At 67.4% G+C, this 20,506-nt stretch carries 20 protein-coding genes; 10 read left to right on the top strand and 10 right to left on the bottom strand.

All coding sequences use genetic code 11. From position 1 onward, the window contains the following. Positions 1–23: 23 nt before the first annotated feature. Positions 24–983, bottom strand: coding sequence for an allantoinase PuuE (gene puuE, locus QZ749_RS10560; protein WP_296946333.1), 960 nt, complete (start codon positions 981–983; stop codon positions 24–26). Positions 984–1,100: 117 nt separating this feature from the next. Between puuE and uraH the strand changes: the two genes are divergently transcribed. From uraH to QZ749_RS10540, 4 genes are all read left to right on the top strand, one after another. After that, positions 1,101–1,466, top strand: coding sequence for a hydroxyisourate hydrolase (gene uraH, locus QZ749_RS10555; protein ID WP_296946331.1), 366 nt, complete (start codon positions 1,101–1,103; stop codon positions 1,464–1,466). 59 nt (positions 1,467–1,525) lie between these two features. Then, complete coding sequence (locus tag QZ749_RS10550; RefSeq protein ID WP_296946329.1) at positions 1,526–2,083, top strand: ClpP family protease; 558 nt, start codon at positions 1,526–1,528, stop codon at positions 2,081–2,083. A 324-nt stretch (positions 2,084–2,407) separates the two neighbouring features. Then, on the top strand, positions 2,408–4,135 hold the full coding sequence (gene pilB, locus QZ749_RS10545; protein ID WP_296946327.1) for a type IV-A pilus assembly ATPase PilB: 1,728 nt from the start codon (positions 2,408–2,410) through the stop codon (positions 4,133–4,135). 7 nt (positions 4,136–4,142) lie between these two features. Then, entirely contained in the window at positions 4,143–5,381 is a 1,239-nt protein-coding gene (locus tag QZ749_RS10540; protein ID WP_296946325.1) for a type II secretion system F family protein, read from the top strand. 239 nt (positions 5,382–5,620) lie between these two features. Here QZ749_RS10540 and QZ749_RS10535 read toward each other — a convergent pair whose 3' ends face one another. The 4 genes from QZ749_RS10535 to QZ749_RS10520 form a co-directional block, all read right to left on the bottom strand. Then, positions 5,621–5,752 (bottom strand): hypothetical protein, encoded by a 132-nt coding sequence (locus tag QZ749_RS10535; RefSeq protein ID WP_296946323.1) that lies wholly within the window; start codon positions 5,750–5,752, stop codon positions 5,621–5,623. A gap of 405 nt (positions 5,753–6,157) precedes the next feature. Beyond that, positions 6,158–6,358, bottom strand: coding sequence for a hypothetical protein (locus QZ749_RS10530; protein WP_296946321.1), 201 nt, complete (start codon positions 6,356–6,358; stop codon positions 6,158–6,160). A 544-nt stretch (positions 6,359–6,902) separates the two neighbouring features. Beyond that, positions 6,903–7,190 (bottom strand): energy transducer TonB, encoded by a 288-nt coding sequence (locus tag QZ749_RS10525; protein ID WP_296946320.1) that lies wholly within the window; start codon positions 7,188–7,190, stop codon positions 6,903–6,905. A 317-nt stretch (positions 7,191–7,507) separates the two neighbouring features. Further along, positions 7,508–7,957 (bottom strand): carboxymuconolactone decarboxylase family protein, encoded by a 450-nt coding sequence (locus tag QZ749_RS10520; RefSeq protein ID WP_296946317.1) that lies wholly within the window; start codon positions 7,955–7,957, stop codon positions 7,508–7,510. A 322-nt stretch (positions 7,958–8,279) separates the two neighbouring features. Here QZ749_RS10520 and QZ749_RS10515 point away from each other — a divergent pair, with 322 nt between their 5' ends. Beyond that, entirely contained in the window at positions 8,280–9,773 is a 1,494-nt protein-coding gene (locus QZ749_RS10515; RefSeq protein WP_296946315.1) for a sensor domain-containing diguanylate cyclase, read from the top strand. Here QZ749_RS10515 and QZ749_RS10510 read toward each other — a convergent pair. Continuing rightward, positions 9,739–11,181 carry a heavy metal sensor histidine kinase gene (locus tag QZ749_RS10510; RefSeq protein WP_296946313.1) on the bottom strand — a complete coding sequence of 481 codons (1,443 nt, stop codon included), beginning with the start codon at positions 11,179–11,181 and terminating at the stop codon, positions 9,739–9,741. The two genes, QZ749_RS10515 and QZ749_RS10510, sit on opposite strands and share 35 nt — an antisense overlap. Beyond that, positions 11,178–11,849: a heavy metal response regulator transcription factor gene (locus QZ749_RS10505; RefSeq protein WP_296946310.1), complete on the bottom strand. Its 672-nt coding sequence runs from the start codon at positions 11,847–11,849 to the stop codon at positions 11,178–11,180. The genes QZ749_RS10510 and QZ749_RS10505 overlap by 4 nt, the downstream gene beginning before the upstream one ends. A 154-nt stretch (positions 11,850–12,003) precedes the next feature. Between QZ749_RS10505 and QZ749_RS10500 the strand changes: the two genes are divergently transcribed. Continuing rightward, complete coding sequence (locus QZ749_RS10500; RefSeq protein WP_373896811.1) at positions 12,004–12,423, top strand: DUF305 domain-containing protein; 420 nt, start codon at positions 12,004–12,006, stop codon at positions 12,421–12,423. Continuing rightward, complete coding sequence (locus QZ749_RS10495) at positions 12,420–13,826, top strand: hypothetical protein (protein WP_296946307.1); 1,407 nt, start codon at positions 12,420–12,422, stop codon at positions 13,824–13,826. Before QZ749_RS10500 ends, QZ749_RS10495 begins: the two co-directional genes overlap by 4 nt. A gap of 104 nt (positions 13,827–13,930) precedes the next feature. On the opposite strand, the gene QZ749_RS10490 is transcribed toward QZ749_RS10495, so the two are convergent. Genes QZ749_RS10490 through QZ749_RS10480 form a run of 3 tightly spaced genes read right to left on the bottom strand, consistent with a single transcriptional unit; the run spans position 13,931 to position 17,780 of the window. Further along, complete coding sequence (locus tag QZ749_RS10490; RefSeq protein WP_296946306.1) at positions 13,931–16,252, bottom strand: xanthine dehydrogenase family protein molybdopterin-binding subunit; 2,322 nt, start codon at positions 16,250–16,252, stop codon at positions 13,931–13,933. Continuing rightward, positions 16,249–17,268: a xanthine dehydrogenase family protein subunit M gene (locus QZ749_RS10485; RefSeq protein ID WP_296946303.1), complete on the bottom strand. Its 1,020-nt coding sequence runs from the start codon at positions 17,266–17,268 to the stop codon at positions 16,249–16,251. The genes QZ749_RS10490 and QZ749_RS10485 overlap by 4 nt, the downstream gene beginning before the upstream one ends. Then, on the bottom strand, positions 17,265–17,780 hold the full coding sequence (locus tag QZ749_RS10480; protein ID WP_296946301.1) for a 2Fe-2S iron-sulfur cluster-binding protein: 516 nt from the start codon (positions 17,778–17,780) through the stop codon (positions 17,265–17,267). The genes QZ749_RS10485 and QZ749_RS10480 overlap by 4 nt, the downstream gene beginning before the upstream one ends. A gap of 295 nt (positions 17,781–18,075) precedes the next feature. On the opposite strand from QZ749_RS10480, the gene QZ749_RS10475 reads away from it, so the two are divergent. From QZ749_RS10475 to zapD, 3 genes are all read left to right on the top strand, one after another. Then, the gene (locus tag QZ749_RS10475; protein WP_296946297.1) at positions 18,076–18,948 is read left to right on the top strand and encodes an A24 family peptidase; all 873 of its coding nucleotides are present in this window, start codon (positions 18,076–18,078) and stop codon (positions 18,946–18,948) included. A 26-nt stretch (positions 18,949–18,974) separates the two neighbouring features. Further along, positions 18,975–19,628: a dephospho-CoA kinase gene (gene coaE / locus QZ749_RS10470; RefSeq protein WP_296946293.1), complete on the top strand. Its 654-nt coding sequence runs from the start codon at positions 18,975–18,977 to the stop codon at positions 19,626–19,628. A gap of 91 nt (positions 19,629–19,719) precedes the next feature. After that, positions 19,720–20,475: a cell division protein ZapD gene (gene zapD / locus QZ749_RS10465; RefSeq protein ID WP_296946292.1), complete on the top strand. Its 756-nt coding sequence runs from the start codon at positions 19,720–19,722 to the stop codon at positions 20,473–20,475. Positions 20,476–20,506 lie beyond the last annotated feature (31 nt).

Genomic DNA, 20,506 nt, shown 5'->3' with positions numbered 1-20,506 from the left:
TTGAATATCATCAATTTAGCATATTAATCGGGCGCGCCGAACGGATGCGCGGCCTGCCAGTGACGGGCGATGTCGATGCGGCGCGCGATCCAGACGTGCTTGTGCTGCCCCACGTAGTCGAGGAAGCGCGCCAGCGCCGCGGCCCGCGCCGGGCGGCCGGCGAGGCGGCAGTGCAGGCCGATCGACAGCATCTTCGGCCGGTCCAGGCCGTTCGGGTCGCCCTCGGCGTACAGCACGTCGAAGGCGTCCTTCAGGTAGTCGAAGAACTGCGTGCCCGAATTGAAACCCTGCATGGCGGCGAAGCGCATGTCGTTGGTGTCCAGCGTGTACGGTACCACCAGGTGCGGGCGCCTGGCATGCCAGCCGTTGGCGTCGGTGAAGTCGACCTCGGTCCAGAACGGCAGGTCGTCGCCGTAGTGGTCGGCGTCGTAGACGAAGCCGCCGTGCTCCAGCACCAGCCGGCGCGTGTTGGGGGAATCGCGCCCCGTGTACCAGCCCAGCGGCGCTTCTCCGGCCAGGTCGCGGATGATCTCGACCGCTTCCTTCATGTGGGCGCGCTCGGTGGCCTCGTCGACGTGCTGGTAGGAGATCCAGCGCAGGCCATGGCAGGCGATCTCGTGGCCCAGTTCGCGGAACGCCTCCACCGCTTCCGGATGGCGCTTCAGGGCCATCGCCACGCCGAACACGGTCAGCGGCATGCCGCGTTCCTCGAACAGGCGCAGCACGCGCCACAGCCCGGCGCGCGAACCGTATTCGTACAGCGACTCCATGCTCATGTGGCGCATCGGGAAGGACTGGGCGCCGATGATCTCGGACAAGAAGGTTTCCGAACCGGCATCGCCGTGCAGGACGCTGTTCTCGCCGCCCTCCTCGTAGTTGAGCACGAACTGCAGGGCGATGCGCGCCTGGCCCGGCCAGCGGGCGTGGGGCGGAGTGCGGCCGTAGCCGATCATGTCGCGCGGATAATTGTCGTAGCTGTTCATGGGCGCTCGTAGAGGGTGGGTATCGTTGCCATCATATATTGCAGCTTGCACATCGTTATATCATCGCCCGCATACGCCTGTTCAGGCGCCACGTATAGACAGAGGGAAAGAAAGACGATGGGAAAACTCAGCACCCACGTGCTCGACACGGCGCACGGCCGCCCGGCCGCCGGCGTGGCGGTGGCACTGTATGCGGTGGACGCCGATGGCAAGGCGCGCACGCTGGTGGCCAGCGCCGCCACCAATGCGGACGGCCGCTGCGACCGTCCGCTGCTGGAGGGCGAGGCGCTGCGCGCCGGCCGCTACGAGCTGGTGTTCGCCGCCGGCGACTATTTCGCGGCCCAGGGCGTGGCCCTGCCGGCGCCGGCGCTGCGCTTCGTCGACCGCGTGACGATCGCCTTCGGCGTGGCCGACGCGTCCCAGAACTACCACGTGCCGCTGGTCGTCACGCCGTGGTCGTACTCGACGTACCGAGGGAGCTGAAGCGTACGTGCCGATGGGATGAAACTTGCTATCCTTGGCACGACCGCCAGGGAGAAACCATGTCTTTGCATGTCGTCCATTTCATCGGCCCCATCAACGCCACCTCGGCCTGCACGGTGCGCAACCTGTGCCTGCAGGCGCTGCAGAGCGGCGCCAGCGAGATCGAACTGCACATGTCGACCGAGGGCGGCAACATGACGGCCGGCTTCGCCCTGTACTTCTTCCTGAAATCGCTGCCGCTGCCGCTGACCACCTGGAACGTGGGCAGCGTCGAATCGGTGGGCATCCCGATCTTCCTGGCCGGAGGCAAGCGCTACGCCTGCCCCGGCACGCGCTTCCTGATCCATCCGCTGCACTGGGGCTTCGGCAACCTGGTGGCGGCCGACCATGCCCGCATCTCGGAATGGCGCGACTGCCTCGACTTCGACGCCGAGCGCTACGCCGCCATCTTCGAGGACGCCACGCGCGGCGCCCCGGCCTTCGAGGACATCCGCACCTTCCTGTCGAACCGTTCGCGCATCTACGATGCCGAACAGGCGTTGCAGGCCGGCATCGTGCACGCGGCGCGCCAGGCCCGGCTGCCGCAGGCGGGCACGACCGCGCACTGGTGGAATTGAGCTGTATCCGATGTCAGCGCTAACCGTCTTGCGCGCATGATCGACATCACCGCCCCCCGCATCCCGCCCCTGCCCGCCCGCAACCGCCGCGTCCGCCCGTAGTCCAATGCGGGCTGGCGGCCCGGCCCGGGACCGCCGATCCGACAGGAGGATCGATGTCGCATTGCCATCATTTCATCGCATGCCATTCCGTCTACGTGGTATGGATGCCGCTTTCCGTAGGCCAACTACTTGACCAATCTAGTGCCTGCGGGCATGATCCGAAGCATCCCACGGGGCCGTCCGTCCGGCCCTGCTTCCCGTCGTCCGTCCGACCTTGATCATATGGCAGCAGTCCTCCCCAACACCACCACAGGCACGGCGTTGCCCGGGTTGGCGCGCGCCCTGCTGCAGGCCGGGCGGCTGACCCTGCCGCAGGCGGACGGCCTGCAAAAGAAGGCGGCGGCCGAGAAGACCGGGTTCATCGACATCCTGCTCGGCTCCGGCGCCATCGATGCCCGCAGCCTGGCGGTGTTCTGCGCCGAGACCTTCGGCTACCCGCTGCTGGACCTGTCCACCTTCAGCCCCGAGGCCCTGCCCGCGAACGCCATCGACGCCAAGCTGATGCAGGCGCAGCGCGTGGTGCCGCTGGCCAAGCGCGGCAACAAGATGTCGGTGGCGCTGTCCGACCCGACCAATGCCCAGGCCCTGGACCAGATCAAGTTCCAGAGCGAGGCCACGGTCGAGCCGGTGATCGTCGCCCACGACGTGCTCTTGAACCTGCTGGCCGGCCTGGCCAAGAACGCCGAGCAGGACTTGAGCGACCTGGCGGGCGAAGAAGGCGAGATCGAATTCGCCGAGGAAGAAGCCCAGGCGCAGGCGCCCGAGGCGCCGACGTCCGAGGTGGAGGATGCGCCGATCGTGCGCTTCCTGAACAAGGTGCTGATGGACGCGATCACGCTGGGCGCGTCCGACATCCACTTCGAGCCCTACGAAAAGCAGTACCGGATCCGCCTGCGCGTGGACGGCGTGCTGCGCGACCACCTGGCGCCGCCGCTGGCCATCCGGGATAAACTGGTCTCGCGCATCAAGGTGCTGGCCAAGCTCGACATCTCGGAAAAGCGCGTGCCGCAGGACGGCCGCATGCGCCTGGTGCTGTCGCCCACCCGCACGATCGACTTCCGCGTCAGCACGCTGCCGACCTTGTTCGGCGAAAAGACCGTCATGCGTATCCTCGACGCCACCCAGGCGCAGATGGGCATCGACGCGCTCGGCTACGAGCCCGAGCAGAAGGCCGTGCTGATCGACGCCATCACCCGCCCCTACGGCATGGTGCTGGTGACGGGACCGACCGGCTCCGGCAAGACGGTATCGCTGTACAGCTGCCTGAACCTGCTGAACAAGCCGGGCATCAATATCTCGACCGCGGAAGACCCGGCCGAGATCAACCTGCCCGGCGTGAACCAGGTCAACGTCAACGACAAGGCGGGCCTGACCTTCCCGGTCGCGCTGAAGGCCTTCCTGCGCCAGGACCCGGACATCATCATGGTCGGCGAGATCCGCGACCTGGAGACGGCCGACATCGCCGTCAAGGCCGCGCAGACCGGCCACATGGTGTTCTCGACGCTGCACACCAACGACGCGCCGTCGACGCTGACGCGCCTGATGAACATGGGCGTGGCGCCGTTCAACATCGCCTCCTCGGTCGTCCTGATCACCGCGCAGCGCCTGGCGCGCCGCCTGTGCAGCTGCAAGCAGCCGCTCGACGTCGGCCGCGACGTGCTGAAGTCGGCCGGTTTCCGCGACGGCGACCTGGAAGGCGACTGGAAACCCTACGGCCCGGTGGGCTGCGAACGCTGCCTGGGTTCCGGCTACAAGGGCCGCGTGGGCATCTACCAGCTGATGCCGATCTCGCCCGCGATCGAGGCCCTGATCCTGGCGCACGGCAACGCGATGCAGATCGCCGCCCAGGCCGAGGCCGACGGCGTCAATTCCCTGCGCCGCTCCGGCCTGATGAAGGTCAAGCAAGGACTCACCAGCCTCGAAGAAGTGCTCGGCTGCACCAACGAATAGGACAACCATGGCAACCACATCCTCCGCCCGTCCCCGCGCCGGTGGCGCCCAGGTCAAGGAACACGTGTTCGCCTGGGAAGGCCGCGACAAGACCGGCAAGATCGTGCGCGGCGAAATGCGCGCGGGCGGCACCACCATGGTCAACGTGACCCTGCGCCGCCAGGGCATCATGATGACCAAGGTCAAAAAGAAAGCTTATCGTAGCGGCAAGAAGATCCAGGACAAGGACCTGACGCTGTTCACGCGCCAATTGGCCACGATGATGAAGGCCGGCGTGCCGCTGCTGCAGTCGTTCGACATCGTCGGCAAGGGCCATGCGAACCCGTCGATGTCCAAGCTGATCATGGACCTGCGCGCCGACATCGAGACGGGGACGAGCCTGAACAATGCCTTCCGCAAGTACCCGTTGTACTTCGACCCGCTGTTCTGCAACCTGGTCGGCGCCGGCGAACAGGCCGGCATCCTGGAAGACCTGCTGACGCGCCTGGCGATCTACAAGGAAAAGACGCTGGCGATGAAGTCCAAGATCAAGTCGGCGCTGATGTACCCGTGCACGATCCTGTCGGTCGCCTTCCTCGTCACGGCCGTGATCATGATCTGGGTGGTGCCCGCGTTCAAGTCGGTGTTTTCCAGCTTCGGCGCCGACCTGCCCGCGCCCACGCTGATCGTGATGAGCATGTCCGACTTCGTCGTCGAATGGTGGTACATCATCTTCGGCACGCTGTTCGCGTCGCTGTACTTCTTCTTCCAGTCCTGGCGCCGCTCGCTCAAGGTGCAGCAGGCCATGGACCGCTTCCTGCTGCGCGTCCCGATCTTCGGCGAGGTGGTGCGCAAGGCCACGATCGCGCGCTGGACGCGCACGCTGTCGACCATGTTCGCGGCCGGCGTGCCGCTGGTGGAAGCGCTCGACTCGGTCGGCGGCGCCTCGGGCAATGCCGTCTACCTGGAAGCGACCCGCAAGATCCAGAACGAGGTGTCGACCGGCACCAGCCTCACCGTCGCCATGCAGAACGTCAATGTGTTTCCGAACATGGTGACGCAGATGGTGTCGATCGGCGAGGAATCGGGCGCGCTGGATGGGATGCTGGGCAAGGTGGCGGACTTCTATGAAGAGGAAGTCGATGATGCGGTGGCGGCGTTGTCGTCGCTCATGGAGCCGTTGATCATGGTGATCCTGGGGGTGTTGATCGGCGGGCTTGTCGTGGCCATGTATTTGCCGATCTTCAAGCTGGGGTCGGTGGTCTGAACGGCGCTGGAGGACGCCACGTCGACAGCCGAGAAAGGATGCGCGTTCGCGTGACCGACGCGCTGTCGCCGCCCGGTCCGAGACCGTGCAGGACGCGCCTCAGTGATCGACAGCGATGATGTGTATCGCGCTCGGCGCGATGTCACTCCACATGGAGGGCCGTCAGTGAGGTGTCACATCGTCGCCGATCACCCGGCTGCCATCCTCATGGAAGGCGGCTTTCGATCCCGGGCAGGCATTTAACGACCAAGCCAGCCGCAAATCAACAGCAACAAGAAAACGGCCAGCGTCACCCACAGCGCTTTGCGTACCAGGCCGAACCGTTTGGCTGCGACGGGTCCGAGAATGTTCAACATCAGGTCGGCTAACATATTCTCTCCTTGGCGTCGTTTGTGAAGGGTGTCGATCTTCTCACGGAAGTCCGGTTCCGCAGCAAAAACAGACACCCTCGCCCAAGACATTCATACGCCTGTATTCGGCGAGATCGCTTGCCTCAGCTGAGTGCCCCTGGTGCGCGGCCATGACCGCGCCAGCCTGCGTTTGTCTTGGATCTGCCACGGCTGGCCTGTCAATCCGCCGCTGGTCGAATGGCGCCAACATGCGCGAAGGGTTCGCTCCAGATGGAAAGCTCAATGTTGTCACGTAAGGCGAGGCGAATGATGACCATCCGTTTTCGACAAATATTGCGCTAATCAACCACGGCACACGGATAAAGTTCTCGCCGCATTTTTCTGCTTTGGGCCGGAACCCGACCTGTCGGCAACTTCCGCGAACTCTTATTTTGAGACTGTCTTGTCACGAACAGCCATCACTATCAATAAAAAAATTGCAATCAATGTGACGCCACCCTGGTAGAAGCCGCGCCGTTCACTCGAGAGCAAAAACCACCATCGAATGATCGCCTCGCTCTCGAATACCGCCAGACCGAACAGTATTGTCACGACCGTCATGGAGAGAGCAAAGACAAGTGTTTTCATTAGGCACCATTCTATGTCGCAGACCGGGATATTCAGTCGCTATCAAAATCCGAGCACAGGCGCAAATGCCAGTCTTGACGAATGGTAGGGCATGAATGAGAGGGTGCCCAAACTTTCGGCATCGGAACCTGCTGGAATGTCCTATTACACCGCCACTCCAATTTCCCATTTTTACACAGTCTGGCCCCACCGCACATGTTCACGTGAGTGAACGCAGTATCTATTCATCTCGTTTCTTTTTCCGAGTCAGCAAGGACAAGCCGGCCGCTGCCAAACCACTAAACAAACCAACGAACACTGCGCGCCTCCAGTCGAATTGGTGGGCGTCACTGGAAAATCCCGTGGCAGGCAGAGTACCTAGTGCCATTCCAACACCAAAACCGAAAAAGTAATTCATAACACTTCCTAGTCTGCGAAGGATACAGCAACCTTCCGGTTTGGCCGGTCGGCCTTCCATCGCAGCTTAGCAGGTCGTAAGATCGAGAATTACACAGATTGTCACAACCGACCGAATCCGGTTTGCATCGAATATCGAGGCGACCGACTACGGCTTCCAGACGTATTGAATGGCCGTCCAGCCTTCGACGGCCTTTCCATCGACCAAAGCCGGATTGAAGCGGCATTTGGAAATGGCGACAAGTGCCGCCTCATCAAGCGCCGGATAGCCGGATGAGGTGTGGATCAAGGACTGTTTGACGGTGCCGTCCGCACCAAGAAGAAACCGCAGCGTGACCGTTCCCTGGTGGTGGTGTTCGCGTGCCTCCTTGGGATACTCGGGACGGGCACAGGTATCCGTCCTGACACTTCCTGAAGAACTGGTCGTGGCCAGCACGATCCTGTCGCTGGCATTCGCACCACTCGGTCCCGCGGACAGCAATCCAGCAGCAGCGAAAACAATACCTTGGATAGTAGAACGCACCCGACTCCCCCCGTGATGAACCTGCCTCGTCAATGCCCGTGATGGGCCGATTACGGCCCATCCATACAGGCGACTGTACAAGCCCGTCACCCTCAGCGCAAGCAGGAGGTGTTGTCGGACGCTTCCGGAAGTCGACCACAAGCGCTACGAGATCACCGGGACGTCCGTAGCGACGAGCGGCAGGCTACCGCACGGCAGGCCGGCAATCCGCGCTACCTCGCCCGCTTGCGTTACTCCTTGGCCAGCGGCTTCAGCCGGAAACTGACGCCCATCCGGTTGAACGCATTCATGGCCCCGATGACGATCGTCAGGTCGACCAGGTCCTTCGGCCCGAACACCGCCGCCGCGGCCCCATACGCCGCATCCGACACATGCGTCTCCCCGACGCGCGTCACCTCTTCCGCCCACGCCAGCGCGGCCTGCTCCTGCTCGGAAAACAGATGGGCCGCCTCGTGCCACACCGGCACCAGCATGAGCTTATCGGCCGTCATGCCCTCCTTGCGCAGGTCGCGCGCGTGCAGGTCGATGCAGTAGGCGCAACCGTTCAGCTGCGATACGCGCAGGAAGACCAGGTGGATGAGCTGGGACGGCAGGTTCGTGCCGGTGGTGACGTAGTGATGCAGGCCGCCCAGCGCCTTGGCGCCTTCGGGGGAGACCTGAGACCAGTTTTCGCGTTTCATGATGCATGTCCTTTCGTCTTGGAAGCGACGGCCGCCGGAAGTGCGGCCTGTCCTTTCTCAAGACGGATGGCACGGCGCGCCTGTGACAGGCCCATGCAACAACCGGTCCGGAACATGGCTTACCTGCAGTCCATCATCGAAAGTTATTGCTCGGCATAAAAATTGCATGGATTTTTTGATACTCCTTGACAGACGATCGTCACCAGGAATCCAGCGCCTTGATGCGACCGGACGGGGCTTGCGCCGATCCGGCGCCCATGGCTGGTGCAAACCGGAACAACGTGTCCGGTTCTGGTGCACGTCGCACTTTTCGTGGCAATCCATGGACAATCACACTTTCCCGATGGACCACCTGCCGGCACCGACGCCCTGGGATGCTGCCCTGGCCGCCGCGCGGCGCGACGATGGCGGCGACCGCGCGGCCGGACTCGGACGCTGGTGGCTCGACCGTACGAACGGCGCGGTCGCGCTGTCGCAGGTCGCCATGCGCTTCCTCGGCACCGGCGCGCCGCTCGGGCACGGCATGCCGCTGGCCGACGTCGATCCGGAAGACCGCGCCGGCGTGCGCCTCGCCATGGAACGCATCGCGACGGGCGAGACCGGGCTCGGGTCGTCCTGCGAGTTCCGCGTGCGCCACGACCGCCTGCGCTGGCTGCGGCTGCAGGTCGTGGCGGTCGACGGCGCCGTCTGCGCCGGCATCCTGCTCGACATCACCGAGTCGAAGAACGCCGCGGCGCGCGAACGCTTCAACTTCGCGTTGACCCGCTACCTGGTCGGCGCCGACAGCCTCGACGAAGGGGTGGCGAAGATCCTGCAACTGGTGTGCGAGGAGCTGGGCTGGGAATGGGGAGCGTTCTGGGCGCTCGAGGACGGACCCGGCGCGGAGGTGCTGCGCTGCCGCTATTCCTGGCACGCGCCGCGGCGCGCGCTCGAACCGTTCAAGAGCGCCAGCACCAGCCTGGCCATGCGCGCCGGCCAGGGCCTGGTGGGCGCGGTGTGGGCCGACGGCGAGGCGCGCTGGATCGAGGATGCCGGCGCCGATCCGGACATGGTGCGCGCCGGCGTCGCGCGCGCCTGCGGGCTGCAGTCGGCCTACTTCTTTCCCGTCACCTTCGTCGCCTCGGACCAGCGCCTGGCGCGCCCCGGCGTGCTGGAATTCTTCAGCGAGCTGCAGCGCCAGCCCGACGCCAAGCTGCCCGGCCTGGCCGAATCGATCTCCGCCATGATCGCCCAGGCCGTCGAGCGCATGGCGCAGCAGCAACGCGTCAGGCAGCGCGCCCAGACCGACGAGATGACCGGCCTGGCCAACCGCGGCCACTTCCACGAGCTGATCGACCGGCTGTGCCGCCAGGAAGCGCCCGCGCATGCCTTCGGCGTGCTGTACGTCGACCTCGACCGCTTCAAGCCGGTCAACGACGTGTTCGGCCACGAGGCCGGCAACGTGGTGCTGGCCGAATTCGCGCGGCGCCTGCGCGTGCTGGCGCCGCCCGGCTGGCGCGTCGGCCGCCTGGGCGGCGACGAGTTCGCGCTGCTGTCGGCGCCGGGCACCACCCGTCACGAACTCGAAGGCGTGGCGGCGGCGGCCTGCGCGGCGGCCAGCGCGCCCTTCGACTACCGCGGCTACCGGCTGTCGGTGTCGGCCAGCGTCGGCATCGGCCTGTTCCCCGAGCACGGCGCCAGCACGCGCGAGCTGCTGCACGCGGCCGATGCCGCGATGTACCTGAGCAAGCGCCGCGGCCGCAACCTGGTCAGCTGCTTCGATGGCGTCCCCGGCGCCGGCCTCAAACCGCTGCCGGACGAGGAAAACGCAGCGTGAACACGGTCGCCGCGCCGGGCGCGCTGTCGACCCGCGCGCTGCCGCCGTGCAGCTGCATGATGGCGCGCACGATGGCCAGGCCGAGCCCCGACGCGCTGCCGCTGGCGCGCGCCGGATCGACGCGGTAGTAGCGCTCGAACAGGCGCGCGCGGTGCGCCTCGGGAATCGGCTCGCCGGTGTTCGACACGGACAGGTCGAGCCACGCCCCGTCCAGGCGCGCGTCGAGGCGCACGCGCCCGCCGCGCGGCGTGTGCGCGATGGCGTTCGACACCAGGTTGTTGACGGCGCGGCGCAGCAGCACCGGGTCGGCGTCCAGCGCCAGCGGCGGCAGGTCCGCCGTGTCGAGCAGCACGCCCGCGTCCTCGGCCAGCATCTCGAAGTAGTCGCGGATGTGCGCGAATTCCGCGCCGACGTCGAGGCGCTCGCGGCGCAGCGCCAGCTGGGCATTGTCGGCGCGCGCCAGGAACAGCGTGTTCTCGATCATGCGCGACAGGCGTTCGTATTCCTCCAGGTTCGATTCGAGCAGGGCCTGGTATTCCTCGAGCGGCCGCTCGCGCCCCAGCGCCACCTGGGTCTGCATCATCAGGGCGTTGACCGGGGTGCGCATGTCGTGCGCCAGGTCGGCGGCGAAGCCGGACAGGCGCTGCACGCCTTCCTCCAGGCGGTCGAGCATGGCGTTGAAGGCGACCGCCAGCGCGCGCAGTTCGGGCGTCGCCTCGTCCACCGCCAGGCGCGTGTTCAGGCGCTGGGCATGGATGTCGTTGGCCTTGGCGATCACGCCGTTGAGCGGGCGCAGGCCGTGGCGCACCGCCGCGAAGCCCAGCAGCGTGGCCAGCAGCGTGCCCGCGGCGAGCGCGCCGGACAGGTCCAGGACGTAGCGCTTCAGGATCGCCAGCCGGTCGGAGCGGATGCGCGCCAGCGTCACGTGCAGGACCTGCGCGGACTGCGCGCCGCCGGCGGCCTGCAGCGCCAGCACCCGCACCGGACGCGCCGCGTCCTGCACGCTGGCGATGTCGCGCCGTTCCGGCAGGCGCGCCAGCGGCACGGTGGCGAGCCCCGGCGCCGCCGGACGCCGGTGCGGGTAGGCGCGGGGCGCCATCGTGCTGGCCAGCACGCGCCCGTCCGCCGTCGCCACTTCGAGCATCACGCCGTCCTGGCCGATGGCCCGGCCCAGCACGGCCTGGAGTTGCCCCGGCATGCGCTCGTCCGGCGGCAGGCTGCGCAACAGCTCGCGCACCAGCGCGGCCTTGTTGAGCACGTCGACGTCGTCGCGCTGGCTCATCTGCATGGCCAGCGTCTGGTACAGGTAGGCGCCGACGGCCACGAACACCGCCGCCGCGATGGCCGCGAACAGCAGGCCGAGGCGCAGCGCCAGCGACAGGGGGGCAGCGCGCGCGATGCGCTTCAAGCGCGCTCCTCCAGCAGGTAGCCCATGCCGCGCACCGTGTGGATCAGCTTGTTCGGATACGGGTCGTCGACCTTGGCGCGCAGGCGCTTGACGGCGACGTCGACGACGTTGGTGTCGGAATCGAAGTTCATGTCCCATACCTGGGACGAGATCAGGGAACGCGACAGCACCTCGCCCTGGCGCCGCGCCAGCAGCTGCAGCAGCGCGTATTCCTTGGGCGTGAGCTCGATGCGGGCGCCGGCGCGGCTGACGCGGTGGCGCAGCACGTCGATCTCGAGGTCCGCCACCTTCAGCACGTCCGGCTCGCGCGCCGGCGCGCGGCGCAGCAGGGTGCGGATGCGCGCCAGCAGCTCGGCGAAGGCGAAGGGCTTGACCAGGTAGTCGTCCGCGCCCAGTTCCAGCCCGCGCACGCGGTCGGGGATCTCGTCGCGCGCGGTGAGGAACAGCACCGGCGTCTGCTTGCGCTCGCGCAGCTTCTGCAGGACGGTCCAGCCGTCCAGCTTCGGCAGCATCACGTCGAGCACGACCAGGTCGTACTCGTTTTCCAGGGCCAGGTGCAGGCCGTCCGGCCCCGTGCGCGCCAGGTCGGCCGTGAAGCCGGATTCGCGCAGGCCCTTGTGCAGGTAGTCGCCCGTCTTGGGCTCGTCTTCGACGATCAGAATGTGCATGGTGTTCTCCTGCCCGCATTGTGACGCAATCCGCCGGCCGTGGGGATGACATTCCGGACAGGCGTTTGTCACCGGATTGTCATCCGCGCGTCACCATGGCGTCAGTGCCGCCCGCCTAGACTGGCCGCATCCCCACACCGCCGAGGACACCACCATGACGCCGTTGCGCACCGCCCTGCTGGCGCTCTGCCTTGCCGCCCCCCTGGCCCCGGCCGCCCGGGCGCAGGACATGCACCACCACATGCAGGCACCGGCAGCCCATGCCGCCGCCGTGCCGAAGACCTTCGTCGCCAGCAGCGACCGGCCATTCGGCCAGCTGATGGACGAGGCCATGGCCATCATGGACCGCGACATGGCGGCCGCCCCGATGAACGGCCAGCCCGGCCACGACTTCGTGACCATGATGCTGCCGCACCACCAGGGCGCGGTCGACATGGCCAGGGCCGTGCTGCTGAACACGCAGGACCCCGAACTGCGCAACCTGGCGCTGGGCATCATCGCCGAGCAGCAGAACGAAATCAACGTGATGCGCGCCTGGCTGGCGCGTCACCCCGACCACAAGGAGAACAAATGAAGCTGACCAAGATCGCCGGACTACGCCTGCTGGCCGCCGCCGGCATCCTCGGCGCCGCCCAGGGCGCGCTGGCCCTGCCCTCGGCCGCGGACCGCGTCTACACGGCCGACCAGAACACCAATACGGTGTCGGTGTTCGATCCGTCCACCAACAAGCTGCTGGGCCAGATCCGCCTCGGCAATGCGCGGCCCGACGTGCTGTCCCCGCTGTACCGCGGCGAGATCAACGTGCACGGCCTGGGCTTCTCGCCCGACCACAAGACGCTGCTGGTGATCTCCAACGGTTCCAATTCCGCGACGTTCATCGACACCGCCACCAACAAGGTCAAGGGCAAGACCTATGTCGGCCGTTCGCCGCACGAAGGCTTCTTCACGGCCGACGGCAAGGAAGCCTGGGTCGTCGTGCGCGGCGAGGACTACATTTCCGTGATCGACCCGGCCACCTTCAAGGAAACCGGGCGCATCAAGACGGCCGTCGGTCCCGGCATGGTCCAGTTCACGCCGGACGGCAAGCTGGCCTTCGCCGTGTCGAGCTTCACGCCGCAGGTCGACGTCATCGACGTCAAGACCCGCAAGGTGATCAAGAGCATCCCGGTGGTCAGCCCGTTCTCCCCCTTCCTGCAGTTCACGCCGGAGTTCCACGAGATGTGGATGACGCACAAGGACGTCGGCAAGGTCACGCGCATCGACACGCGCACGCTGGAAGTGACCGGCGTGATCGACACCGGCTTCATCACCAACCACCTGGCCTTCGCCAGGGTGGGCGGCCAGGTGCTGGCCTACGTGACGGTGGGCGGCGAGAACCTGGTCAAGGTCTACACGACCGGCAAGGAGGCGAAGCTGGTGGCGAGCATCCCGACCGGCGCCCTGCCGCACGGGATCTGGACGGCGGACGACAGCAGCCGCGTCTACGTGGGCCTGGAGAACGGCGACGGCGTGCAGGTGATCGACCCGGCCACGAACAAGGTCGTGGCGACGATGGGCGGCGGCCAGGCGCCGCAGGCGCTGGTCTACCTGTCCAAGGTGGCCGCGCCGGGCAGCGCCGCCAACCTGGTGCCGCGCGTGAACCAGGACTCGGTCAACGTGCCGCTCAAGCCGCGGGCGGGAGGGGATGCGAACGCGGCGCGCGGCTTCGTCGTGGCGCGCCAGCTGGGCGTGGTCGACGCGCTGGAGGTCTCGGTGTTCAAGCTCAAGCCGGACACGCAGTACGCCGTGTACCTGGGCGGCCAGCAGGCCGGCGCGCTGCGCACCGACGCCAAGGGCATGGCCAACGGCACCATGATCGGACCGGCGCGCAGCTTCGCCCAAGCCGGGTCGGCGCAGGCGCAGCCGGAGGCGCAGCGGCTGCTGGTGATGGAAGGCACGGCGGCGCCGGATGCGGGGGCGGCGGTGTTGTCCAATTGAATACCCCCCGTCGCCCCGGCGCAGGCCGGGGCCCAATGTTGCGAGCGTGATCGCAGCGCATGAAAGATTGGACCCCGGCCTGCGCCGGGGAGACGTGCTTTTGCCTATATCAACTTGTCGAGCGTAATCGGCAACTCCCTCACCCGCTTCCCGCAGGCGTTGTAGATCGCGTTCGCGATCGCCGCCCCCGTCCCGGTGATGCCGATTTCCCCGATGCCCCGCGCGCCCATCGGCGCGTGCGGATCGGCGATGTCGGTCCACATGACGTCGATGCGCGGCACGTCCAGGTGCACCGGCACGTGGTACTCGGACAGGCTCGGGTTCATGATGCGGCCGCTGCGCTCGTCGAACCGGGTCTCTTCCATCAGCGCCAGCCCCATCCCCATGATCATCCCGCCGCGGAACTGGCTCGCCGCCGTCTTCGGGTTGATGATGCGGCCGCAGTCGAAGGAGCCCAGCAGGCGCGTCACGCGCGGCTCGCCGGTGACGGCGTTGACGCGCGCCTCGCAGAAGATCGCGCCGAAGGAATGCATCGACCAGTGCTGGGTCTCGAGCGGCGGCGGCGCGCTGGCCTCGACCGCCAGCTCGGTCTTGCCGCCCGCGGCCAGCAGCTCGGCGTAGCTCAGGCAGCGCTGCGGATCGTCGACCTTGCACAGGCCGCCGTCGCGCGAGCACACGTCTTCCGGCGCCAGGCCGGCCAGCGGCGACCCCTTGGGCGCCAGCTTCAGCAATTGCTTGACCAGTTCCTCGTAGGCCGCCCTGACCGCATGGCCCACCGACGCCGTCTGCTGCGAGCCGCCGGCCAGCACCACGCCGGGGAAGGCCGAATCGCCGTAGGCCACGCTGACCCGCTCCAGCGGCAGGCCGAGGCGCTGCGCCGCGATCATCGCGTGCGTGGTCGACGTGCCCATGCCCATCTCGTGCGCCGCCACCTCGACGTGGGCGCTGCCGTCGCGCGTCAGCCGGATGCGCGCGGCGCCGCCCGGCATGCGGTAGTAGGGATAGGTGGCGGTGGCGCAGCCCAGGCCGACCAGCCACTCGCCGTCGCGGCGCTGGCCCGGCGCGGCCTGGCGCGCGCTCCAGCCGAAGCGCTCGGCGCCGTCGCGGTAGGCCTCGACCAGATGGCGCGACGAGAACGGCGTGCCTTCCACCGGATCCTTCTCCGGCTCGTTGCGCAGGCGCAGCGCGACCGGGTCCATGCCGAGCTTTTCGGCCAGCTCGTCGACCGCGCATTCCAGCGCGAAGGTGCCGACCGCCTCGCCCGGCGCGCGCATGAAGGTGTTCGACAGCGCATCCATCGTCGTCGTCTCGACGGCCAGCTTGAAGCTGCCGGCGCCGTACACGCACTTGGCCGGCATGATGAAGGGTTCGGGCATGGCGTTATGCTCGGTCATCACCGACAGGCCCGTGTGGATCAGCGCCTCGAACGTGCCGTCGGAACGGGCCCCGATCGCCACCCGCTGCTCGGTCAGCGAGCGCCCGCCGACGACGCGGTAGACGCCCTCGCGCGAGAGCATCATGCGCACCGGCCGCCCGGCCAGGCGCGCGGCGGCGGCGGCCAGCACCTGGTGCTGCCACAGCGCCTTGCTGCCGAAGCCGCCGCCGACGAACGGCGAGCTGACGTGGACCTGGTCTTCGCGGATGCCGAACACCTGGGCCAGCGACCAGGCCGTGTGCGCCACCGCCTGGGTGGCGTCGTGGATCGTCAGCTCGTCGCCGTTCCAGGCCACGGTGGCGGCGTGCAGCTCGATCGGGTTGTGGTTCTGGCGCGGCGTGCGGTAGATGGCGTCCACGTGCACGCTCGCTTGCGCCAGCGCGGCCTCGGCGTCGCCGATCACCACCTCCAGGGGCTCGCCCTGGAAGCTGGCCGTCTCCGTGCCCCTGGCGCGCGCCGCGTCCAGCGAGGTGACGGCCGTCTCGGTGAGGTAGGTCACGCGGATCAGCGACGTGGCGTGGTCGGCCTGTTCCTGGGTCTCGGCCAGCACCAGGGCGACCGGCTGGCCGTTCCAGTGCACGCCGTCGTCCTGGAAGATCGGCAGCGCATCGCCGCCGCCGGCCTTGGGCGCCGTCATGAACAGCGGCATCGGCTTCATCTTCGGCGCGTTCTTGTGGGTCATCACCAGCACGACGCCCGGCGCGCTGTCGGCGCGGCTGGTGTCGAGCGTGGCGATGCGGCCCTTGGGCACGGTGCTGTACAGCAGCGCGGCATAGGCCAGGCGGTCCATGCGCACCTCGGCGGCGAAGCGCGCCTGGCCCATGACCTTGAGCGAGCCGTCCAGGCGCGACACCGGCGTGCCGACGATGCCGTCGCGCTGCTCGATCAGCGGATCGGGATGGCCGCCCGGCAGCCACGCGTCCGGCGCCGCCTCGACCGCCTTCTTCATCACGGCCTGGGCCGCTTTCTGCGCGGTGTCACGAATGCTCATGATTGTCCTCCGTTGCCGTGGGTCGGCATGGATGCGGGTTGGGCGGCCAGGCCGGCCAGCGTGGCGGCGATGGCGTTGCGGGCCAGCGCGACCTTGAAGGCGTTGTCGCGCAGCGGCCGGGCGTCGGCCAGTTCGATGTCGGCGGCGGCGCGGAACAGGTCCTCGCTCGCCTGGCGGCCGCGCAGCGCGGCCTCGGCGCGCCAGGCGCGCCAGGGTTTATGCGCCACGCCGCCCAGGGCCAGGCGCACGTCCTTGATCACGCCGTCCTGGACGTCGATGGCGGCCGCCACCGACACCAGCGCGAACGCGTAGCTGGAGCGGTCACGCACCTTGCGATACGTGGAGCGCGCGCCGAACGCCAGCGCCGGCAGCTCGACGGCGGTGATGAGTTCTCCCGGTTCGAGCAGGGTCTCCCGTTCCGGATGGTCTTCCGGCAGGCGGTGCAGGTCGTTCAGGGCCAGCGCGCGCGTGCCGTGCGCGCCCTGCAGGTGCACCACGGCGTCGAGCGCGGCCAGCGCCACGCACATGTCGGACGGGTGGGTGGCGACGCAGGCCTCGGACGCGCCCAGGATCGCATGCATGCGGTTGAAGCCGTCGATGGCGTCGCAGCCCTGGCCCGGCGAACGCTTGTTGCAGCGCGCGCCGTCCTCGTCGTAGAAGTAGCTGCAGCGGGTGCGCTGCAGGATGTTGCCGCCCACCGTCGCCATGTTGCGGATCTGGGCCGACGCCCCGGCGACGATCGCGCGCGACAGCAGCGGGAAGCGGGTGCGCACCGCGTGGTGCTCGGCCAGCGCCGTGTTCGTGGCCGCCGCGCCGACCAGGATGCCGCCGTCGGGACGCTCCTCGATCGCGGCGGACAGGCCGCTGACGTCGACCAGCGCGGCCGGCCGTGCCACGGTCTCGCGCAGCAGGTCGACCAGGTTGGTGCCGCCGCCCAGGTAGGCCGCCTCGGGCTGGGCGGCGCGGCGCACGGCGTCGGCCGCGTCGGCGGCGCGCGCATAGGTGAACGGCGTCATCGCGCCTCCTTCGCCCGGTGGTGTTCGACGATGGCCTCGACGATGCCGTTGTAGGCGCCGCAGCGGCACAGGTTGCCGCTCATGCGTTCGCGCAGTTCGTCGTGGGTCAGTGCGATGGCGTCGCCGGCGACGTCCTCGGTGACGTAGCTGGGCACGCCGCGCCGCAGTTCCGCCTCCATCCCGATGGCCGAACAGATCTGGCCCGGCGTGCAGTAGCCGCACTGGAAGCCGTCGTGCTCGACGAAGGCCTGCTGCAGCGGATGCAGGTGGCCGTCGGCCCCCAGGCCCTCGACCGAGACGACCGAGCGGCCTTCGTACTGTACGGCCAGGGCCAGGCAGGACAGGATGCGCTGGCCGTCGACCAGCACGGTGCAGGCGCCGCAGGCGCCCTGGTTGCAACCTTTCTTGGCGCCGGACAGGTGCAGGTGCTCGCGCAACAGGTCCAGCAGGGACACGCGCGGATCGGCCGGCAAGGGCCTTTCCGTGCCGTTGATGGTGATGGTCATGGGCATGACGGACATCCTTTCGATAACGGGTTGTTCTTGCACTGGAGGAGAAATTTCTTTACGAAAAATCTTTCCAAATAGAATTTCTTTATCGCCGATGCATCAATGAGCAAATTAGATTAACTTTTCCGCAAATGGAAGGACATGCATGTCCTTCTCGATGTCTTGCCTATTCCTGTCATCCGCGATCAAGCGCGCGCAAGCCGCGTGGCTGTGGCGGGGACGCCGCGATTTCGCCGCAAGCGTCGCGATTCCGCCTACAATGGTTGATTCCAAGAATCACTTTTTCGCGCGCCGTCCCATGCCCCTGGATACCCTGTTGTTCGCCGCCCCCGCCACCCTGGCGGTCACCCTCGTCGCCGCCCTGCTCGGCCTGCTCATCGGCAGTTTCCTGAACGTGGTCGTGCACCGTCTGCCGATCATGACCCAGCGCGAGATCGACAATTACCTGGCGGAGCGGGACGGCAAGGAATGGCCGCACAAGGAAAAGTTCAACCTGATGACGCCGCGCTCGCGCTGCCCGCACTGCGGCCACGGCATCACGGCGCTGGAAAACATCCCGGTCGTCAGCTGGCTGGTCCTGCGCGGCAGGTGCAGCGCCTGCAAGGCGCCGATCTCGGCGCGCTACCCGATCGTCGAACTCGTCACCGCCGGCCTGACGGCCCTCGTGGTCTGGACGTTCGGCAGCGGCTGGGCCGGCCTGGCATCGATGGTGTTCGCCTGGCTGCTGATCGCCATGACGCTGATCGACTACGACGTCAAGGAATTGCCGGACGACCTCACCTATCCGCTGCTGTGGCTGGGCCTGCTGGTCAACCTGAACGGCACTTTCGTCCCGCTGCGCGACGCCGTGATCGGCGCGATGGCCGGCTACCTGGCCCTGTGGTCGGTGTACTGGCTGTTCAAGCTCGTCACCGGCAAGGAGGGCATGGGCTACGGCGACTTCAAGCTGCTGGCCGCGCTGGGCGCCTGGATGGGCTGGGCGATGCTGCCCACCATCATCATCCTGTCCTCGGCGGTGGGCGCCGTCGTCGGCATCTGCCTGATCGTGTTCGCCGGCCGCTCGCGCGACTACAAGATCCCGTTCGGCCCCTACCTGGCCGGCGCTGGTATGATCGCTCTCCTGTACGGATTACCGCTCACCCGCTACGCCCAGGGCTTCCTCCTGCCCTGAGGCGCGGGTCGGGCCGAAGGGATGGCATGGAGACGCAGGGCGCGACGGTTTCACGGTTCTCGGTAGGACTCACGGGCGGGATCGGCTGCGGCAAGACCACCGTGGCCGACATGTTCGCCGCGCGCGGCGCCACGGTCATCGACACCGACGCGCTCGCCCACGCCCTCACCGCCCCGCACGGCGCGGCCATGCCCGCCCTGCTGGCCGAGTTCGGCCCGGCATTCGCGACGCCGGAAGGCGCGCTCGACCGCGCCCGGATGCGCGCGCTGGTCTTTTCCGATCCCGGCGCGCGCGCCCGCCTCGAAGCCATCCTGCATCCGCGCATCCGCGCGGCGACGGCCGCCGCCGCCCTGGTCGCCACCGGCCCCTACACCATCTTCGTCGTGCCGCTCTTGATCGAATCGGGCGGCTGGCGCGAACGCGTCGCGCGCATCCTGGCGATCGACTGCCCCGAGGAAGTCCAGGTGGCGCGCGTGATGACCAGGAACGGCCTGCCGGAAGCCCAGGTGCGCGCCATCATGGCCGCCCAGGTCAGCCGCGCCCGCCGCCTGCAGGAAGCCGACGACGTGATCCTCAACGACGACGGCCTGGACACGCTGGCGCCGCAGGTCGCGCACCTGCACGCGCGCTACCTGGACGAGGCCGAAAAACTGGCCGCCGCGCAGAACGAGCGTTTGTAATTTTTTGCATCATGGTTCAGAATCATGGGGTTGCTCGCCAGCCTGGTATTCCATCGCGGCGATGGATACCCACATTCAAAGGAATGTCATTTTGATCGTCTATGAATACCCCTTCAACGAGCGGATACGCACGTTGTTGCGGCTGGAGGACCTGTACCAGAAGTTCAAATTCTTTGTCGGGCAGGAACACCCCCTGCAGCACCACGTCGCGCTCTCGACGATCTTCGACATGCTGGAAGTGGCGGGCCGCGCCGACCTCAAATCCGACCTGCTGCAGGAACTGGAACGCCAGAAGCAGACCCTGATGGCCTACCGCAGCAATCCCGCAGTGGCCACCGAGGCGCTCGACGCCGTGCTCGGCGAACTCGATGCCGTCAGCGGCGCCCTCGCCGGCGCCCAGGGCAAGACCGGCCAGAACGTGCGCGACAACGAATGGCTGATGAGCATCCGCGGCCGCACCGTCATGCCGGGCGGCGCCTGCAAGTTCGACCTGCCGTCCTACTACGCCTGGCAGCGCCGCTCGAGCGAGCAGCGCCATGCCGACATCATGGGCTGGTTCACCCCGCTGGCGCCCGTGTGCGACGCGCTGTCGCTGGTGCTGCGCCTGCTGCGCGATTCCGGCTCGCCGGTACGGATGGTGGCGAACGCCGGCAGCTACCAGCAAATGCTGCAGGGAAAGGTCTACCAGATGCTGCGCCTGTCGCTGGACGACACCAGCAGCGCGATCCCAGAGATTTCCGCCAACAAGTACATGCTGTGGGTGCGCTTCACCACCCAGGGCGGGGACCTCAAGCCGAAGCCGCTGGAAGACGACGTGCCGTTCGAGCTCACCCTGTGCAATTTCTGATGCACGATTTTAGAAACAAGGTTTTAAAAGA

Source organism: uncultured Massilia sp. (genome assembly GCF_913773735.1).
Classification (GTDB): domain Bacteria; phylum Pseudomonadota; class Gammaproteobacteria; order Burkholderiales; family Burkholderiaceae_D; genus Telluria.
The sequence above is the reverse complement of the archived record's forward strand: the minus strand, read 5'-3'. Positions and strand labels throughout refer to the sequence as shown.

Excerpts from the sequence above, each read along its gene's own strand:
- puuE (WP_296946333.1), bottom strand. The coding sequence starts at position 983 with ATGAACAGCTACGACAATTATCCGCGCGACATGATCGGCTACGGCCGC.
- uraH (WP_296946331.1), top strand. The coding sequence starts at position 1,101 with ATGGGAAAACTCAGCACCCACGTGCTCGACACGGCGCACGGCCGCCCG.
- QZ749_RS10550 (WP_296946329.1), top strand. The coding sequence starts at position 1,526 with ATGTCTTTGCATGTCGTCCATTTCATCGGCCCCATCAACGCCACCTCG.
- pilB (WP_296946327.1), top strand. The coding sequence starts at position 2,408 with ATGGCAGCAGTCCTCCCCAACACCACCACAGGCACGGCGTTGCCCGGG.
- QZ749_RS10540 (WP_296946325.1), top strand. The coding sequence starts at position 4,143 with ATGGCAACCACATCCTCCGCCCGTCCCCGCGCCGGTGGCGCCCAGGTC.
- QZ749_RS10535 (WP_296946323.1), bottom strand. The coding sequence starts at position 5,752 with ATGTTAGCCGACCTGATGTTGAACATTCTCGGACCCGTCGCAGCCAAA.
- QZ749_RS10530 (WP_296946321.1), bottom strand. The coding sequence starts at position 6,358 with ATGAAAACACTTGTCTTTGCTCTCTCCATGACGGTCGTGACAATACTG.
- QZ749_RS10520 (WP_296946317.1), bottom strand. The coding sequence starts at position 7,957 with ATGAAACGCGAAAACTGGTCTCAGGTCTCCCCCGAAGGCGCCAAGGCG.
- QZ749_RS10515 (WP_296946315.1), top strand. The coding sequence starts at position 8,280 with ATGGACAATCACACTTTCCCGATGGACCACCTGCCGGCACCGACGCCC.
- QZ749_RS10505 (WP_296946310.1), bottom strand. The coding sequence starts at position 11,849 with ATGCACATTCTGATCGTCGAAGACGAGCCCAAGACGGGCGACTACCTG.
- QZ749_RS10500 (WP_373896811.1), top strand. The coding sequence starts at position 12,004 with ATGACGCCGTTGCGCACCGCCCTGCTGGCGCTCTGCCTTGCCGCCCCC.
- QZ749_RS10495 (WP_296946307.1), top strand. The coding sequence starts at position 12,420 with ATGAAGCTGACCAAGATCGCCGGACTACGCCTGCTGGCCGCCGCCGGC.
- QZ749_RS10490 (WP_296946306.1), bottom strand. The coding sequence starts at position 16,252 with ATGAGCATTCGTGACACCGCGCAGAAAGCGGCCCAGGCCGTGATGAAG.
- QZ749_RS10485 (WP_296946303.1), bottom strand. The coding sequence starts at position 17,268 with ATGACGCCGTTCACCTATGCGCGCGCCGCCGACGCGGCCGACGCCGTG.
- QZ749_RS10480 (WP_296946301.1), bottom strand. The coding sequence starts at position 17,780 with ATGCCCATGACCATCACCATCAACGGCACGGAAAGGCCCTTGCCGGCC.
- QZ749_RS10475 (WP_296946297.1), top strand. The coding sequence starts at position 18,076 with ATGCCCCTGGATACCCTGTTGTTCGCCGCCCCCGCCACCCTGGCGGTC.
- coaE (WP_296946293.1), top strand. The coding sequence starts at position 18,975 with ATGGAGACGCAGGGCGCGACGGTTTCACGGTTCTCGGTAGGACTCACG.